Genomic DNA, 18353 nt, shown 5'->3' with positions numbered 1-18353 from the left:
AATATACCCTTTCTTTTAATTATATCTTCTTTTTAAGAATTTTACAATGTTTTTTACCATAAGTCACCTAAAATCCTTCTTATTTTCAGAACCAACCTCTTAATACATTCCATTTTCACTACTTTTTAATAATTTATCAGTAATCAGTATCTATTTATACCTTATTTAGCAACAAAAAATAGAGTTACACTTAATTAGGTAACTCTATCTTCTTTATTTCTATTATTTAAGCTTTAAAATGATTAAGTCTTTCTACTACTTGTTCCATCATATTTGTGTATTTCTCTAGTTTTGCTTTCTCTTCATCAAGTTTCGCTTGAGGTGCTTTACTAACAAAACGTTCATTACTAAGCATTCCTTGAACACGTTTTAATTCGCCTTCAAGTTTTGTTTTTTCTTTTTCAAGACGTTCTATTTCTTTCTCAATCTCAACTAATTCTGCAAATGGTATATAGATTGTTGCATCTTGAAGTACTGTAGATACGGCATCTGAAGCAATTCCTTCGTTGTTTGTTTGAATCTTAACCTCACTTGCATATCCAAGTGTAGCAAAGAATACTTTACTTGCTTCAAAAATTGTACGAATCTTTTCACTCTCAGATACTACAATAACCGTTGCTTTCTTGCTTGGTGGTACATTCATCTCTGAACGAACGTTACGGATACCTTTAACAGCTATCTTAATTGTTTCAACTGCCTCTTCATCTGCTGCAAAATTCCATTCTTCCTTGAATTCTGGCCATGATGATATCATAATAGATTCTTCTTTGTCTTGTAATGTACAGAAGATTTCTTCTGTTATAAATGGCATATATGGGTGTAATAATTTAAGTGAATTGATTAATACCGTTTTGAGTGTCCAAAGAACTGCTGCCTTTGTTTCATCCTCATCATTGTATAATCTTGGTTTTACCATTTCAATATACCAATCACAGAACTCTTCCCATATGAAATCATAAACTTTTTGTACTGCAATACCAAGCTCAAATTTATCTAAATTGTCTGTTACTTCTTTTGCTAATGTATTTACCTTTGATAATATCCATTTATCTGCCTGAGTTAATGTAGACAAATCAATCGTATCGCCAACTTCTGCTTTTTCAATATTCATCATGATGAAACGTGAAGCATTCCATACTTTATTTGCAAAATTTCTGCTTGCTTCTACTCTCTCGTGGTAGAAACGCATATCATTACCTGGTGCATTACCAGTAACTAATGTTAAACGAAGTGCATCTGCACCGTAGCTATCGATAACTTCAAGTGGATCGATACCATTTCCAAGAGATTTACTCATCTTACGACCTTCGGAATCTCTTACTAGACCATGAATTAATACTTTATGGAATGGTACTTGTTTCATGTGTTCATATCCTGAGAATACCATACGAATAACCCAGAAGAAGATAATATCATATCCTGTTACTAATACATCGGTTGGATAGAAGTAATCTAATTCTTCTGTATTCTCTGGCCAACCAAGTGTTGAGAAAGGCCATAATGCGGAACTGAACCAAGTATCCAACGTATCTTCATCTTGTGTCATATGGTCATGTCCACACTTAGGACAAACAGAAGGTTTCTCTGTCTCTTTCGCAATTACAGTTTCACCACATTTATCACAGTAGTATGCTGGAATACGATGTCCCCACCATAATTGTCTTGAGATACACCAGTCACGGATATTCTCTAACCAATGAAGATATGTCTTATCAAAACGATCTGGAACGAATTCTAAATCACCGTTCTTTAACGCTTCAATGGCTGGTTTTGCAAGTTCTTCCATCTTAACAAACCATTGTTGTTTGATTAATGGTTCTACCGTAGTTTTACATCTATCATGTGTACCAACGTTGTGTGTATGGTCTTCTACTTTAACTAATAAACCTAATGCATCAAGGTCAGCTACCATAGTTTTTCTTGCCACGTAACGGTCCATACCTGCATATTTTCCACCAAGCTCATTAATTGTTGCATCATCATTCATGATATTGATTTCTGGTAGGTTATGTCTCTTACCAACTTCAAAATCGTTAGGGTCATGTGCAGGTGTAATTTTAACAACACCTGTTCCGAACTCTTTGTCTACATAGGAATCCGCAACAACTGGAATTTCTTTATTAACAAGTGGTAACATAACCATCTTACCGATTAGATGAGCATATCTTTCATCTTCCGGATGAACCGCTACTGCAGTATCACCAAGTAATGTTTCTGGTCTTGTTGTAGCAATCTCTACGAATTCATCTGTACCAACAACTGGGTACTTAATATGCCAGAAATGTCCTGCTTGTTCTTCATGTTCTACTTCTGCGTCCGAGATAGATGTTTGACATACGGGACACCAGTTAATGATTCTTGAGCCTTTGTAGATATATCCTCTGTTATACAAGTTAATGAATACTTCTTCTACTGCTTTCGAACAACCTTCATCCATTGTAAAACGTTCTCTATCCCAATCACAAGAAGAACCAATCTTCTTTAACTGGCTTGTAATTGTATTACCGTATTCCTCTTTCCATTCCCATGTCGCTTTTAGGAAGCCTTCACGTCCAAGTTCACGTTTATCAATGCCTTCATCTTTTAATTTATTAATAACTTTTACTTCCGTCGAGATACTCGCATGGTCCGTTCCAGGAATCCAAAGTGCTTCAAATCCTTGCATTCTCTTCGCACGAATTAAGATATCTTGTAATGTATTATCAAGTGCATGCCCCATATGAAGTTTTCCTGTAATATTTGGTGGTGGCATAACAATTGTAAATGGCTTTTTCTTTTTATCTACTTTTGCACTAAAATACTTTTTATTTAACCATTTTTCATAGAGTCTATTCTCAATGGCTTTTGGGTCATAGTTTTTTTCTAATTCTTTATTCATCGTTTTACTCCTTCTTTCTTTTTATATTTCTTGGACAAAATGCTTAGCTTATTCAAAACATACATGAATTGTATATTATTTGCTTTGCTATTATACTACTTCTATGCAAATGTTATCGGTGGTTCTTATATAATAAAACAAAAAAAAGACCCTTCATCAAAAGGACGAAGAGCCGTGGTACCACCTTAATTTATGAATTTCAAACAATACATTTCAAATTCACCTTATTAGTCTATAACGTGACTAAATCGTGACTCTCTACTGAGTATGATACTATCTCCTCACTTCCGTTCAAAAGTCCTGTTCAAGAGCTACCTTCAATGTGCACTTCCTTAGAATACCTCACAGCCTTTGGATATTCCTCTCTGATAAGATTACACATCTAATCCTCTCTATCTTAACATTTTGCATTTTACTCTATGTTATGACAAAGCTCACATTCTGTCAAGTAGGAATTTCGGAATTATGTGCCCTTTTTGCTACTATTCATTCCCAAGCCTTGCACCACGCTGCAAGGCTATGGGCTAATAACGCAGAACAACCAAGAATCCAGCCCCTTCGCCGAAGGCGAACTTTAAATGGACTGGATTCCGTTGCTGTGAACGTTTTTTGTGAACAGTAACGCCCATTTTAGAAAACTTGGATTATTCCAACAATCTTCTTTCTTCAAGTTTTCCTTAATGCTTCCATCTTCCATTATAATAACATAGTCTGCCAATAAAGCAAATTTCGGTGAATGCGTTATATAGACAACAGTTTTATCTAATGATAGCAACGTTTTCATTGCTTTATCAGCACTTTCTTCATCCAAAGAACTTGTTGGCTCATCTGCTAAAAGTATTTCCGAATCCCCATATAGTCCTCTGATAAGATTTACTCTCTTTGTTTCTCCTCCTGACGTCTCCCTTGCAAGTCTGTTTATAAATTCAACAGCACTACCAATTCCCATGTCTTCCAGTGCCTTTATACTATCTTTTTCAGAAAAATCACAATTGCCATAACGAATGTTTTGCAACACTGTATGTTCATAAAACAACAAATCATCAGCAGGCATATACCCCATTCTCTCTTTCAGATGCATAACCTTCCCATCATCACATTCACATAATCCAGCTATTACTTTTAGCAGTGTAGACTTCCCACTTCCATTTTCTCCAATAATAGCAATCTTACTCTTTTCAGGTATGTGACAAGTGATATCATTTAGTATTTTCTTTTCATTCATACTCACGCAAACATCTTCCAAAGAATATACTCCCTGACGCTTACAATCAACAGGAACACTACTTTGCTCCAATACCTCGCCTAATCGGTTAATCGGTACTAAGGAATTCGGAAATACAGCAATATTGTTTCCCAACTCACTGGCTTTGGAACAAAGTGAGTCAAACGCAATGAACGAGGATACGATATCTTCTACAAACAACTTAACGCTTTCCCTGTTAATCATAAAGTTCCATGCTAGTCCCACCTTAAACACTCCAGTAAAAGCACCTTGAAATGCATCAAATAACAAATTACCATTCAATTTACATTCTTGTGTGTTGAGATATGTACTTCTGCTCTCTCCATATAAGTTACGCATCCATTTTTCAGTCTGATTTTTCTTATGGAAACTGGAGGACAAAATTAATGAGTTCGCCTTTTCGATGGTATTTGCATTATCTCTCTGCAAAAGATTAGAATATTTATCATTAAAAGAAAACTGCATCTTAACACAAATTAATACGATAGCCACCATAGCAAGCGCAACTAACCCAATCTCTGGTGAAATACCAAAAAGCATCACCACAAGTAATGCAACGGAAATCGTATTGCTAAGTATATCCGCTAATGTAAAATAAAGTCCCATAATATTGCCTGTTCCCGCAGCAATTCGTTGAAACAAGTCATCATTTTGATAGTTTTTTTTCACCGTCCATAAAGGTAACCCGCTCATTTCTTTAAATGTATTTTCCGCAGCATGGAAAGAGAATTTAGTTGCCCAAGCATTCCCATATACATTTATAAAATACATAATAGCAAAATTAGCTGCTAACACAAGCACCCCTATCACAGTCACTCCAAACAGCATAGAACGGTCTCCCGCTGCCATAGCACTAAAGCTATACTTAATAATTAATGGCATCATCAATGTTACTTCCACTTTAAATACCATAATTATTATCATCAATGTATACAACTGCAATTTATTACCTTTCAGTAATTTAGCTGACAGGCGACCTGCCAATAACAAATCTTTTCTCATATGCTTCTCCTAACGTATGTTCCCTATGCTTATTATTCGTCTTCTTTCATCCGTAGAACAGAATCACACATAGCAATCACGTCTTGATTATGTGAGATTAAAATCAGGATTTTATTCGTAAGTCGAACTTCTGTAATTAAATTGTTAAGAACTTTCTGTTCTGCATTCGGAGACATGGCATTCGTAGCTTCGTCTAAGATCATTACGCTCTTATCCGTGTAAAAACATCTTGCAAGACAAAGCTTTTGGAGTTCTCCACTTGATAAGTTGCCTACGCTAACAATATGGCTCTCTTTGTCTTCAAACGATTCTACTAAATTATCTAAATCCGCAAGTTTTATAGCCTTTTGAATTTTCTCCTTCTGTGCATACTCACTTTCCTTTAATGTAATATTGTCTCTTACACTAAGGGGAAGAAGAACAGATTCTTGCTGTAAGTACAAAATCTCGTTCCATAATGCTCGTTGCGAAATATCTTGAATCGGCTTTCCATTAATATAAAGAGCACCTGCAAAGCCATCTAACTCCTTTAATAATAGTTTTAGGAATGTTGTTTTTCCTGATCCCGATTCTCCAAAGATTCCAATTACTTGACCGTTAGTTGCATGAAAATTCTTCACCGCACATTGTACTGTCTCCTGATTATAGGAAAAAGAAAGATTTTTAACTTCTATATCTGCTATTCTCCCAAGCGTATCCTTTACTATCTCGTTATATACAGTCTCTGCTGTCTTTAAAAATTCGTCTATACTATTTCCCATACCCTTAACGGTATTGTATTCCGCCATCTGATTCGGAATCTTAAACAGTGCATCGGCTAACACTGGAAGTAGCATAATAATCGCAGACAAATCAGCAATTGAAAATTTTCCAACAATCGTTAGCATGCCAAAATAAATGATGGCAATCAGCACAATTCCAACATTACTAAAACGCATGCAGATTCGTGCCATATTCGTATGCTTTGTAAGCTCTATCAGACTTTTTTGATTGCGTTGTATCTTCTCTTCAAATTCATCATATACAGTTTCCTCCAAAAAAGGAAGCATCTCACTACACCGTAAATACTCTAACATTTCTGCATAAACTTGATTAAACGTTTCCGTAGATTCCTGAGACACTTCTTGTATTTTACTATTACTCTTTCGCATAAGAAGAAGTCCAAGCCCTGTCACTACGTAGCAAATCAAAACTGCCTCATAACTTAATACAAATGTATACACAGTCACCACGATTATCGTAATCGCAATATTCCAATATCCAAGTACCGTGTCCAAGTATTGATTCACAAGCTTAGAAACTGTACTCTGCATTAGCGTAAAAACTTTATCACAATTTTGGTTCTTGGGATTGCTATATACATAATCAATCAGTTTATCCTCATAAGCAACTGCGATTCTTTTAAAAAATCGGAATTGAATCTTTTGTCTTAACATCACTAATACGACATTCACACATACGGCAACAAGGAATAGGATTAGTAATATTACTTGATTTTCTCCTCTTCTTAGAATTATCTCTATAATTCTTTTTAATAAATATACCAATACAAAAGATTGAATAACCCCTGTTATCAGAGTCAGTAAAATACACACGACCCAGCTCCCCATTGATTTCTTCTTTTCCTGTTTTATGATCTCTAACCAATCCATAATAATCTCCTATTAATAAGTTGCTACGAGTATACTTACAATTAAAACATGTTACTATAAACATCTTGTGCGCACAATAGTCAAAAACATTGCAGAGACAACAAGTAATTGCTCTGCAATGTTTTCAATTTATACCGCAATATGATACTCTTCCAGCACTTTTGCAACTTCCTGCTTCGCTTCTGGTATTTTTTCTACTAATGCTGTTAATTGAGAAAAACCTTTCTCTCGAATCTCTGTATTGTACTCAATACGTTCACGAATCTTTTGACGTCTTAGATTTAGCCTATGCCTAATCTCTACCATCTCTTTATTATCAATAAGTGCAGCCGCTTGATATGTCCAGATATCAATATCTGCTACTTCATGTTGTCCTAACTGCTCAATTAGTTGTACATTAAATTCATTCATTCGTTCTGTATTACGTACAAGTTCTAACTGCATCCTCTTTGCTTTACAATATTGTTCCCATTGAAATCTAAGTTCAAGAGCACTATTTACATTGTATTTCTTACAAGCATAATCAATACAATTTGTACTGTTTACATATTTAATCTTAACAGTATTCAATAGCGTGATTGCCTTGTTTAACTTAATTTGTGCCAATTTCAGATTATAGGCGTTCTTACGACCTTCTAAGAATATATATAATCCACTAATACCTGCTAATGCTATTGTTAATAGATATGGTATCTGCATATCTTTTCCCGCTACCACATCAAGTACATAGAATAATACAACCATCGTCACTACAAGTAAGGAAGTTGTGATTGCTATCTTCTTCAAGTAACGTTGTGATGCTGCAATCTCTTTCTTTTGATGCCTTAACACACCCTTTTCTCCTTCAAGATGATGCATATCATTCTTGATTTTTGTGTTATAAGCTTCATACTCTTCTAATTTTTTAATATCTTCTGGTAGCTTTGTCTCATTCTTTTCATAATACTTATATTGCTTTTCAGAAAGTTTAACATCTCGTTTGCTTTGGTATTCATGTCGTTCTCTTGATAATGTCACAAGATTTCTTGCAGTATCTACAAGTGCTTCCTTTTCTTCCCCTTCAATTCTGTCAATCTTTTGAATATCTGTTAGGTAAGAAGTCACTGCTTGATACTCTAGTTTTGCTTCCTCATTCTGCTTTGTTGCCTCTATAATCTGCTCACAATATCCTCTGATACAGCGTTCCCTATCTGGTCTGGAATTCAAATCAACATCGTATGATTCCATCTCCACCGATATGTTTTCCACTTCGCTTTGTATACTTCTTTTGCTTGTATCTCTCGTCTTACTGTCTTTTTCTTCTTCAAGCCGTTCTTGCTTTAATTTCTTCATAGCATATGCCATTTCCAGAAATTCTTGACCCGCATTATTTTCTTCTTGTACCTTCTTCTTTTTGAATCTACCGAATAATCCCATTTTTCTAACTCCTAGTCTATGAAAGGATTCCTTTACGATAAGTCTCTTTATACTGCCTTATTGTTCCTTTAAGCTCTCTATAATACTGCGCTACTTTTCCTTCTTTTTTTAACGCACTTAATCGATCAATATTCTCATATTCTGCAATTTCAAGTGCCGCAAGTTCCTTTGCAAATATATCTTCTTCCAATTGTGATTGCTGTTCCTGTGAAACACCGAATTCTTCACAAGCTGTTTTAAATTCTTCCGTATTCTTTGATAATAATAATGAATATAGATACTGCATCAAAGATTCTTCCCTTTGGTTTTGCTTATATGCTATTAGATAATACTTTGCTGCCTCAGAAGCTGACACAGACTTCGCCTTTGCAACAGCCAAATTATGATAGATGTCCCCATATTCAACTTGGGTGAACATAGCAGATTCATTCGCATCAACAATTATCTCATATTCAGCCAATGCCTTTGCATACTGTCCATATCTAAGATAATTATCTGCTTTGATTTTTCTTTTCTTTATCAATGGCATACGTTCAATCTGTTCCATGATTTGAATCAGCTCACGAATCTGTGGTTCTGTGTAGTAATCTGCACTACACAAAAGACTTACAACAATATCTTTTAAGTTATTACGTCTGTTTAGCAAGTTACGAATCTTATCTGCCACTTCCGGTAATCGCAGTTCCTTCTCAAGCCAATCACAAAATGAATAGGAGAACGCCTCCTCTGAAATTAAATAGATATTATTATATATATAATAATTCAGTTCATCCATCGAATAGATTCTTGCCTTTGAGAATGGAAATGTATATGGTTTTTCCGTAACTTTACCTGTACAAAAGATCAATTTTCCCATAACAATACTCCTTTTTTTATTCTAGTAAGACAATGTAATTGGTTGCTGAAATATCTGATTCGTTGAAGGATAGAATTCACCAAATCCCATATCTTTCACCGTTACAAGACATGTATTCGAGTCAGAACACGCAAGTCGAAACTCAATTCTCGTCATCTTAGATGGTCGTTTCTCAAGCCCTTCTAACGATATCTCATGTTTATGAACTTCCTTGGTATATAAATCTTGTACGTTAATTACAATCTCTGCTATATCATCTAAAATCAATTGAATCTGACAATTTGCTTCATACCAAAGTGTTCCTGCCTCTACAAGTGTATAGTCATGTAACTGTGCATCTTTATATAAAGCCACACTAATGGAACTCTTTACCATTTCCTCTGTAATATAGATATAGTCTTCCGTCTTTCCTTCACCGGATAACTGCCTTGCATAGTAGCAAGCACCCTTTGTATAAAGATTCTGCCCTTTAAAGACACGACGTCCTGTACATAGATTCTTAAATACAGCATCTGCCCAAGACCCTTCAAATCCTTTTCCCGTCATATACAAAGTCGTTACCAACTGCTTATACAATACACTTTTCGCTACATTTTCAAAGATATAAGAGAGACTTTCCTTATCATCAAGATCCTCAAGCAAATCAAAGCTCAAAGTATCTGATAAATCTTTATGTGTAAGCATAATCGACATAGGTACATGTTTTCGGTTAACTTTTAATTGATAATATTGTAGACCATTTTCTTCAAAGTCAAAGATACCCACATCATTCATCCACAAATCTCGATTTTGGCTCATTGCAAAATTCACTGCACTTTGCGTATGACTCTGTACTGACACACGATCTTTTTCTAATGAAAGTGCCTCTAATGCTTTATATATTGTCTTAATAAGCGTAATATCAAGCACAGGGACTGTAACTACTAGCTTTGCTACCATATCATTCGGATAGTAGCGTTTCAATAAACTAAGACATTTTCGAAAGAATCTTTCAAGTATTGCTTCTGGTGCTATCTTCACATCAAACACATAGAATTCCTCACGCTTGCAGATTCTTTCTACTAACTGGTCAACAAGTACAGCTTGACCTAACTTTGTCTTATCAATGGCGTCTTCACCAAACAACCATTCCTTCGTATCTTTTCTAACACCTAACACGGTAGGTATCATATAGTTTGTATCATCGTCTGTATAGCAGATGGATTCGGGCTCAAATGACTTTTTACTATAACAACTTATCTGCGAAAAATCATTACATAAGTCAAATCCAACTAACAATTTTCTCTCCTGCGTCATTCTAATTCCCTTCCAAAATCTCTGTTTATTACAGTGGTTTTAATAATTCTTCAATAATATAATCCTGTGTTACATATTGCTTCATTGTATCTAGTAACGTTTTCTCGTCCTGCATATGATAAGAGGTTATCATCAAATTAATTAAATCAAATTTTGTATCTGTATCTTGGCTAATACAAGCTACTTCTCCTGCCTCAATGCTATCTGCTGCCTTCTCTTCCTCACTACCATCTTCCGTAATATAGTATAGTAGCTCCTCATGACTAAATAGCATAAACTCTTTCACATATATGCCTTCGAATACCTCATGCATCTGCTCTGCAACGTACTCTTTCGGTTCTGCTGTCTCATCACTATGCTCCATATAGTAATGAATTACAACATTCTTCTCTTTACTTGTACGATACATAACATAGTATTTATTAAACAATACCTCTGATAAAGCGACTTTCCCTTTATAGTCTTTGAAAAACGGTAATACAATCCCTTTCTTCATTAAACGATTCACTTGGAAGTCCACAAATTCCGCTTCTTCCTCTGTTAGTGTCTCGTGTGTGCTATAGTATTTTAATAACGCTATCGTGCAGAATTCATTCTCTTCCACAGCAATCTCTTTTTTCATAATAGGGAATAGGGCTTCCTCTACTTCTAAATCCTTCAGCAAATATTGATATGCATAATACGTAACAAAACCACGTATTAATATTTTATTATCACCTTTTTTACAGTAGTTTGCGAATACATCTCCTACAGAAACATTATGATTTTCTGTAAATAGAATCTGTCCTAATAGACGTTCTTCATAAGAAGTAATCTCCATATTACGAGCATATGCTTCCTTCCAAATTGCTAGCATCTCTTTTGATGTTCCTTGGAAATACGTAACTAGGTATTCAAGTATTGCATCATGATATTTCTCCATCTTAAATAGCTCATGACAAAGATAAATTAAAACTTCATTACGTCCCGGCTCACTCATAACTAATTTAAGACATAATTTATGAAGTCGATTACTTGGTATTGACGCACAACCAAATCGACCAAGTGCCTTTATTGCCTTATCCGATAAATCTCGTATAATCATATACTCCATCATATCGATACGTTCTGATTCTGTAAGTGTTTTCATATCCACTTCTTTAAGGTAGGCATCAAGTAACTCTCCATCATAATGATCATAGTAATGCTTAATTAACGCAAGTAAGAACTTCTTATAACACCAAGCTTGCAAGTTTGGAATCTGTATTGCAAGTCGTAATAATAATATTGTATCTTGTGCATTCTTATGATAGCTAAGTGCCAACTCTGATAGGTGTAATAGTAATAACGGATTCTCTTTCTCGTACACAAAACAAACTTCTGCATACTTACTGTAATCCATTAATTGCTGTGCATTATATGGTACTGTACCGTAATATCTATTATCATTATTATCTACAAGGAATATCTGCGCATTCTCTGTAAAGACAGGAATTACTGTTTTCCCATCCTTCAGCGGATGATAGATTTCATTCTCTAGTTCCTTATGCACAACACAAACACCTTTGATATTCGGATTATAACATGTGATTTCGTTATAATACATCAATACAGAAAGATCTTTTGCTATTGTTTCATCTACTTTCTCAGGTAAGAGCAAGTCATTATAGATAACTGCTAGATTTCCATTAATCTGTCTTGCATGTAATTGACGATACATAAATCGTTCCATTTGCTTCACATACGTCTTATATATTGATGGATCTTCTTCCTTGTTTCTTATAATCTGTGCATATAAGAATGCTTTACGATTATCCGATAAATTGCTGTTGTACATATAATACAGATAAATAGGGTGACTAAGACTCATATTCTCATCGTCGTCATCAACTGCATACATATAATACTCATGTAGACTTGTTAATTTCAATTGCGCTTCCACACCTAATCGATACCATTCAAAATACTTATTATCTGTCTTCTCGCTCTTAATTAATAGTGCACAAATCGCATATAGGATATCATTCATTGGATGCTCTTCGTATAGACGTACTAATGTATGATAAATCACACTCGAAAATGTTTTCTCTCTCGCTGCAAGATAGGCGTACTGTACAATAATTTCTTTATTTAAATAGCTTTCCTTCGCTCCCCAGTTTAGTACTGCACATTCAAATGCCCCTAACTCCTGTAGTAGCGCAGGATTCGAATTAAATGTATTACATGCTTCAAAATACATAATTGGACTCTTACATCCTAACTCACACATTTTACGAATATCTCTTAGCTTATGCACTTTATTAGAATCGTATTTTTTATCCAAATAGAGTAAGAACCAAAGAATTCTCCAATCAGATTCCTTCTCATAAAACTCTCGAATTGTCTCTACTGCTGAATCAACTACTTCTTTGTCTTTCTTATATAGAGCAGTCAAATACTGGTATGCACAATATGCAATTGCATTATTCTTGTTTCCTTCAATACGCTTTCCAAAACTAGCCAACATATCCTCTGCCATTGTATGATTTTCCGATATAATATAAAGATGTGCTCTGGCTAAATCGTAATATATATCATCTTCTAGAATTGTCAAACTACTAAGGGTATCACTTGTATCTTGTATGTAACTTGATAAATCAATCTTATTCATACGGAAATTCAAGTAATTCTTAGTTAACTGTAATTCATAACGTCTTAAACGAATCGCTCTATCATCGTCTGTTTGCCTTTTATGAGGAACTTTACAAGTTACAGGAATAATAACCTCTTGATATACCGTTTTTACAATAATTTGTCCATAATTCATTCCCCTACGCATCTGGCTTGGATCTAATACTACTTCAAGTGGATAACTGTTTGTAGCAAAATTGTCCGTCCATAAAACCTTATGGTCCAACTTAATAAATGGTGAATCTGTGTATAATTTAATCTCTGAATAACCCCAGTTATTTCGAGTTATATATAACTTCTCCATAAAAGAGTTTTTATCTACTTCAAAGTACAATTCACTTTTATCAATATCAATCATAACTGGCGTTTTTTTATGTATTGCAATCAAAAACTCTTCCATTGCTTGGCTTGCAGAGATGCTCTTCATTAGGGAATCATATAGACCTCTATAAACTGGTTCTTTTTTCAAAAAAACATTCACAAACTCATCCGTTTTAAATAAGCTTAAAGCAGCCGCTGGATCTTCCTTTGCTAAATTAGTAAATTGAAATAAATCTTTTATCTCACCCTTTTTTATCAAACAATATGGCGAAACTACATGAAAACAAAAAGGTATCTCAAATTCTCCCATACTTGTAACGCATGTGATGATACCTTTCTCTTCACTATTCACGTGTAAACCAGACGCTCTAAACTTATAGCGAATTATATTCTCTACTCCACAAAACTGTTCATCTGTAATTCTTAATAATCGATTCGACGAATACACAAGACCCTTTATCTCTAACTGATCTTGTGACGCAATTGTAAAGCAACCATAATAAGAACTTCCCTGTTCAACAGTCACTGTTATTTGTTTATCAGAAAGCATTAGCTTTGGTAACTCAAACTCGAAATTTCCTCTTGAAAATTTTGTGATTTTTTCTTTCACTTATTATCACCCACATATTTTATTGGTAACTATCTAGGACTCTGTCCTTTTCTACTACTATTTCGTCATATTCTCTCAATAATTCCAAATAGTAACCTCGTATTCACACCTTGTATGATATTATAACATACATCAAACACGGTTTCTACTTTTTTCGAACTCTAAGTTGTAGTTAATAGTAAAAAGTGATATTATAGATTCTAATAATATCAGACGAAAGGATGTCTTACTATGATTAAACATAAAGATCATTTTCATGGAAGCGATTTAGAGGCAATTGAACAAGTTTATGGTATAAAAAAAGAGAACATAACTTCATTCAGTGCAAACGTAAATCCACTCGGTGTTTCTTATCAATTACGTGAATGTCTCGCCTCTCATATAGATGCTATAACTACTTATCCAGACCGTGAATATGCTTCGTTACGAAACTGCATCGCCTCTTATGTACATTCTGACGCTGCAAACATTATTGTTGGCAATGGTTCAACTGAACTAATTTCTCTCATGATTCAAATTAAATCGCCAAAAAAGGCATTGATTATCGGCCCAACATATTCCGAATATGAACGTGAAGTTTCACTTGGTGGTGGTAATTCCTTCTACTTTCCTTTACAGGAAGCAGATAACTTTAAACTAAATCTTGATGCCTTATGTTCCAAGTTAACCTCTGATATTGATTTACTTATTATCTGTAATCCAAATAATCCAACATCAGGAAGCATCTATCGCAAAGATATGCGTAAAATTCTTGACCATTGTAAACGAAATGATATCTTCGTTATGGTAGACGAAACTTACATTGAATTTGCACCTGATATGGAGCAAATCAGTAGTGTTGCCTTAACAAACGATTATAATAATATTATTATATTACGTGGAATTTCCAAGTTCTTCGCCGCCCCTGGACTTCGTCTAGGCTATGCAATCTGTGGAAATGCTGATCTTATCAAAGAAATTAATAACAAGAAAAATCCTTGGACCATCAACACGCTTGCTGCGATAGCTGGCGAAATCATGTTTCATGATACGGAATATATTCATTCCACGAAGCAATTAATTAACAAAGAGCGTGATCGAATCTGTACTACTCTTGATACAATACCTAACATAAAATATTATCCTTCAACAGCTAATTTTGTTTTATGTAAAATCTGTAGCGATACGATTACCTCAAATGATTTATTCGAAGCAGCTATCCGCAAAGGATTAATGATTCGTGATTGCTCCACTTTTCCATTCTTAGATGAACATTATATTCGTTTTTGCTTTATGTCACCGGATAAGAATGATGAACTTCTTGCTGTAATCCAAAGTGTTTGTAGTAAATAGACTTAAAACCAGTATCAATTTGAATGTGATGATGTGAATCCAAATTGATACTGGTTTTTTTGTGATTTATATCGTAGTCTTGAATCGTCACTATTAAATATTACTAAAGAATCGATAGAACGAATGCAATATATCGACCGACGCTGCAAACAGAATAATTGCTATAGAGAAATTCGCAATACTCTGCATCGTGAGTGACTGCCAGACAAATGTTGTAACCCCTGTTTCCTGCATCTGCATTAAAAAATCCGGATTCCAAATACCTTGAGCACGAAACATAATAAAACATACTACTGCACTTAATATCGTTGAAACTCCTTTTAAGATTAGCAGTATAAAATCTGGACGGTTTCTCCAAATCGCTAGTATACTATATATAATCGACACAACAAGTATAACAGCAATTAATATCTTGAAATCTTGGACACGACTTGCTAAGAAAAGCGGAACTTTTAGAGTTTCCCCTCCATTCTTTACAATTGCACCTACAAACAGGTCATTCCCAGTTGCAAAAACTACTATTAATAATACCGTCTTAATAAACAAACCTATTACATAGTCCATTCTCTTATTCGGTCTCTTTATCTTTGGATAGCGTAGATGTAATGCTGTCCAAGCTCCCTTGGCATGTTTCTCTTTTTCCTCTTCATTTTTCAAAAAGCGATTAGCAATATAATATATGATTGTAGTAAGCACATAGAAAAATGCAAGGCTGACTACACTGCTTCTCGCGAAGGAAGAAATATTTGCCCCTACGCCACCACTCTTATCCATACATAAGTATGCTACCAAATTTCCAACAATTACAAAAGGTAATAGCATCAATAGTAACCTCTGGTAAGACGCTGCACTCTCTTTTCCAACAATTTTACTTTTATACTTGCAATAATCTCTTCCTAAATCTCTTGGGCTTCCAAGAACGTCTAAGACTTTCATAATCTCAGCTTCTGACATATCTTCCAACTTCTTGTTTTCCTGCTTTATCGCTTCTTCTTCCATTCTTTTTAGAACATCTTCCTTAACACTCTTTCGCTTAGAAAACGTTACATGTATTAAAACATCATCTACATACCTATTTACTAAATGCATATTCTACCTCCAATTTTCTTCGTTTGCAATGACTTCATCTTACATTTCTTATTTTTCCGATACCGTTTCCGATTTGGGACAGAATCGTTCGAATATAATATAGTCAAAGTACCCTTCGCACTCGCTTCTTTCCTGTTCACTACGCACTGTCCATGCGAATGTATATGGTTTATATACTTTCGAGCACAAATAAAATGACATACATTTTCGATATTTATACTTATATGAAATAAAATCTGGCTTTGCTAACCAATTAAACAACAAATTTTGCATAAGAAAGAACCAAAACTTATTCCCTTCCTTTTTATCTTTAAAAAACATGGTTGCTAACTGTCCTCGCATTACCGCTTTATTATGGATTCTATACCACAACATACCTAATGGATTAAAAGATTGCACACAGTAAACGCCCTTATACGTACTTAACATAGCATTCACAAGCTCGCAAGTCCTCTTATAGTTATACTCTAATTTCAGCTCTACAATCACAGGTACTTTCCCATTAATTGTACGCAACACTTCATCAAATCTTGGAATCTTGCAATTTGATTTTAGCAATGTATACTGACATAATTCCTCATAAGTCATATCGTATATATTCCGATCCACGCCACACATTCTTAGTATAGAATAATCATGAAATACTACAATCACCTCATCTTTTGTCAATTGTACATCTAGTTCAATTCCATAATAATTCTCAATCGCATTCTCAAAAGCTTGAATCGAGTTTTCTGGTGCCTTCGACTTATTATTATACAATCCTCTATGTGCAAAAAACCATCCTTTAAAGGCTTTATCATCTGCTCGATGAAACATTCTTGGCATAATTGCTAACAGATATAGAATAACTAATGCTACAAATATGCTCACACCAATTAGTATCGAATTCATTCCACTTGTTCCTTTCTTAGGCTGACGATAACTCTTCCTAATCTAACATCAAATTCAACTGCTATTATACAACCAAACACACAATGAAGCAAGAAAATCCCAAGAAGATTCTTACTTTTAACAGTTTTTCTTCTTGGGATAATATATTATTATATGATTATTGCTTCAAATTCTTAACGATAGATTATTTCTTCTCTTCCAGGACCATTTGATACTAATTTAACTGGTACTTCTAATTCTTTTTCAATAAATTCAATATATTTTCTACAGTTTTCTGGAAGATCTTCATATTTTGTAATTCCACGAATTTCTTCTTTCCAACCTGGTAATACTTCATAAACAGGTTTTGCTTTTGCAAGCTGTACTGTTGTTGGGAAATCTTTTGTTATCTTGCCATCAATTTCATACCCCACACAAACTGGAATTTCTTCAAGATATCCAAGTACATCAAGTACTGTAAGAGCTACTTGTGTTGCACCTTGAATTCTACAACCATAACGAGAAGCTACTGCATCAAACCAACCCATTCTTCTTGGTCTACCAGTTGTTGCACCGTATTCACCACCGTCACCGCCACGTCTTCTAAGTTCATCTGCTTCTTCTCCAAAGATTTCACTTACGAATTCGCCTGCTCCTACAGCACTAGAATATGCTTTTACTACTGTCACTATTTCTTTAATTTCATATGGTGGGATACCTGCTCCAATTGCACCATATGCAGCTAATGTAGAAGAAGAGGTAACCATTGGATAGATACCAAAGTCAGGATCTTTTAATGAACCTAATTGTCCTTCTAATAAGATATTCTTACCTTCTTTAATCGCTTGGTGTAGGAATGTTGCAACATCACAAACATAAGGTGCAACCATTTCTTTATACTCCATTAATGTATTATATAATTCGTTCTCATCGATTGCTGGTTTCTTATAAAGATGCTCTAATATAACATTCTTTTGTTCACATACTCTTGTAATCTTTTCTCTAATTACCTGCTCGTCTGCAAATAGTTCTGAAACTTGGAAACCAACCTTTGCATATTTGTCAGAATAGAATGGCGCAATACCCGACTTTGTTGAACCAAAAGAAGCTTTTCCTAAACGGTCCTCTTCATA

At 34.6% G+C, this 18353-nt stretch carries 11 protein-coding genes and 1 other annotated feature; of the genes, 1 reads left to right on the top strand and 10 read right to left on the bottom strand.

What is annotated here, in order from left to right:
- Window positions 1–226: 226 nt before the first annotated feature.
- From RMR19_RS19475 to RMR19_RS19445, 7 genes are all read right to left on the bottom strand, one after another.
- A complete protein-coding gene (locus tag RMR19_RS19475) occupies window positions 227–2878 on the bottom strand; it encodes a valine--tRNA ligase (protein WP_310605172.1) in 2652 nt (883 codons plus the stop codon).
- 157 nt (window positions 2879–3035) lie between these two features.
- Window positions 3036–3286 (bottom strand) — a binding site (T-box leader).
- A gap of 166 nt (window positions 3287–3452) precedes the next feature.
- A complete protein-coding gene (locus tag RMR19_RS19470; RefSeq protein WP_310605171.1) occupies window positions 3453–5126 on the bottom strand; it encodes an ABC transporter ATP-binding protein in 1674 nt (557 codons plus the stop codon).
- A 32-nt stretch (window positions 5127–5158) separates the two neighbouring features.
- Window positions 5159–6778, bottom strand: a complete 1620-nt coding sequence (locus RMR19_RS19465) for an ABC transporter ATP-binding protein (RefSeq protein ID WP_310605170.1) — start codon at window positions 6776–6778, stop codon at window positions 5159–5161.
- Window positions 6779–6907: 129 nt separating this feature from the next.
- On the bottom strand, window positions 6908–8194 hold the full coding sequence (locus tag RMR19_RS19460; protein WP_310605169.1) for a hypothetical protein: 1287 nt from the start codon (window positions 8192–8194) through the stop codon (window positions 6908–6910).
- A 16-nt stretch (window positions 8195–8210) separates the two neighbouring features.
- The gene (locus RMR19_RS19455; protein WP_310605168.1) at window positions 8211–9050 is read right to left on the bottom strand and encodes a hypothetical protein; all 840 of its coding nucleotides are present in this window, start codon (window positions 9048–9050) and stop codon (window positions 8211–8213) included.
- 21 nt (window positions 9051–9071) lie between these two features.
- On the bottom strand, window positions 9072–10346 hold the full coding sequence (locus RMR19_RS19450) for a DUF5716 family protein (protein WP_310605167.1): 1275 nt from the start codon (window positions 10344–10346) through the stop codon (window positions 9072–9074).
- A 28-nt stretch (window positions 10347–10374) separates the two neighbouring features.
- Entirely contained in the window at window positions 10375–13926 is a 3552-nt protein-coding gene (locus tag RMR19_RS19445) for a DUF5717 family protein (RefSeq protein ID WP_310605166.1), read from the bottom strand.
- A gap of 231 nt (window positions 13927–14157) precedes the next feature.
- On the opposite strand from RMR19_RS19445, the gene RMR19_RS19440 reads away from it, so the two are divergent.
- Window positions 14158–15258, top strand: a complete 1101-nt coding sequence (locus RMR19_RS19440; protein WP_310605165.1) for a pyridoxal phosphate-dependent aminotransferase — start codon at window positions 14158–14160, stop codon at window positions 15256–15258.
- Between the two features lie 93 nt (window positions 15259–15351).
- On the opposite strand, the gene RMR19_RS19435 is transcribed toward RMR19_RS19440, so the two are convergent.
- From RMR19_RS19435 to RMR19_RS19425, 3 genes are all read right to left on the bottom strand, one after another.
- A complete protein-coding gene (locus RMR19_RS19435) occupies window positions 15352–16347 on the bottom strand; it encodes a hypothetical protein (protein ID WP_310605164.1) in 996 nt (331 codons plus the stop codon).
- 48 nt (window positions 16348–16395) lie between these two features.
- Entirely contained in the window at window positions 16396–17241 is an 846-nt protein-coding gene (locus tag RMR19_RS19430; protein WP_310605163.1) for a glycerophosphodiester phosphodiesterase family protein, read from the bottom strand.
- 173 nt (window positions 17242–17414) lie between these two features.
- Window positions 17415–18353, bottom strand: a 939-nt coding sequence (locus tag RMR19_RS19425; protein WP_310605162.1) for an adenylosuccinate synthetase, incomplete at its 5' end; no start/stop codon positions are given.

The organism is Anaerosporobacter sp. (assembly GCF_031551385.1).
Classification (GTDB): domain Bacteria; phylum Bacillota; class Clostridia; order Lachnospirales; family Lachnospiraceae; genus Anaerosporobacter.
Note: the sequence above shows the minus strand (reverse complement) of the source record. Positions and strands in the feature narration are given on the sequence as shown.

Bases quoted from the DNA above. Each gene is read 5' to 3' on its own strand.
- RMR19_RS19475 (WP_310605172.1), bottom strand. From the start codon at position 2,878: ATGAATAAAGAATTAGAAAAAAACTATGACCCAAAAGCCATTGAGAAT.
- RMR19_RS19470 (WP_310605171.1), bottom strand. From the start codon at position 5,126: ATGAGAAAAGATTTGTTATTGGCAGGTCGCCTGTCAGCTAAATTACTG.
- RMR19_RS19465 (WP_310605170.1), bottom strand. From the start codon at position 6,778: ATGGATTGGTTAGAGATCATAAAACAGGAAAAGAAGAAATCAATGGGG.
- RMR19_RS19460 (WP_310605169.1), bottom strand. From the start codon at position 8,194: ATGGGATTATTCGGTAGATTCAAAAAGAAGAAGGTACAAGAAGAAAAT.
- RMR19_RS19455 (WP_310605168.1), bottom strand. From the start codon at position 9,050: ATGGGAAAATTGATCTTTTGTACAGGTAAAGTTACGGAAAAACCATAT.
- RMR19_RS19450 (WP_310605167.1), bottom strand. From the start codon at position 10,346: ATGACGCAGGAGAGAAAATTGTTAGTTGGATTTGACTTATGTAATGAT.
- RMR19_RS19440 (WP_310605165.1), top strand. From the start codon at position 14,158: ATGATTAAACATAAAGATCATTTTCATGGAAGCGATTTAGAGGCAATT.
- RMR19_RS19435 (WP_310605164.1), bottom strand. From the start codon at position 16,347: ATGCATTTAGTAAATAGGTATGTAGATGATGTTTTAATACATGTAACG.
- RMR19_RS19430 (WP_310605163.1), bottom strand. From the start codon at position 17,241: ATGAATTCGATACTAATTGGTGTGAGCATATTTGTAGCATTAGTTATT.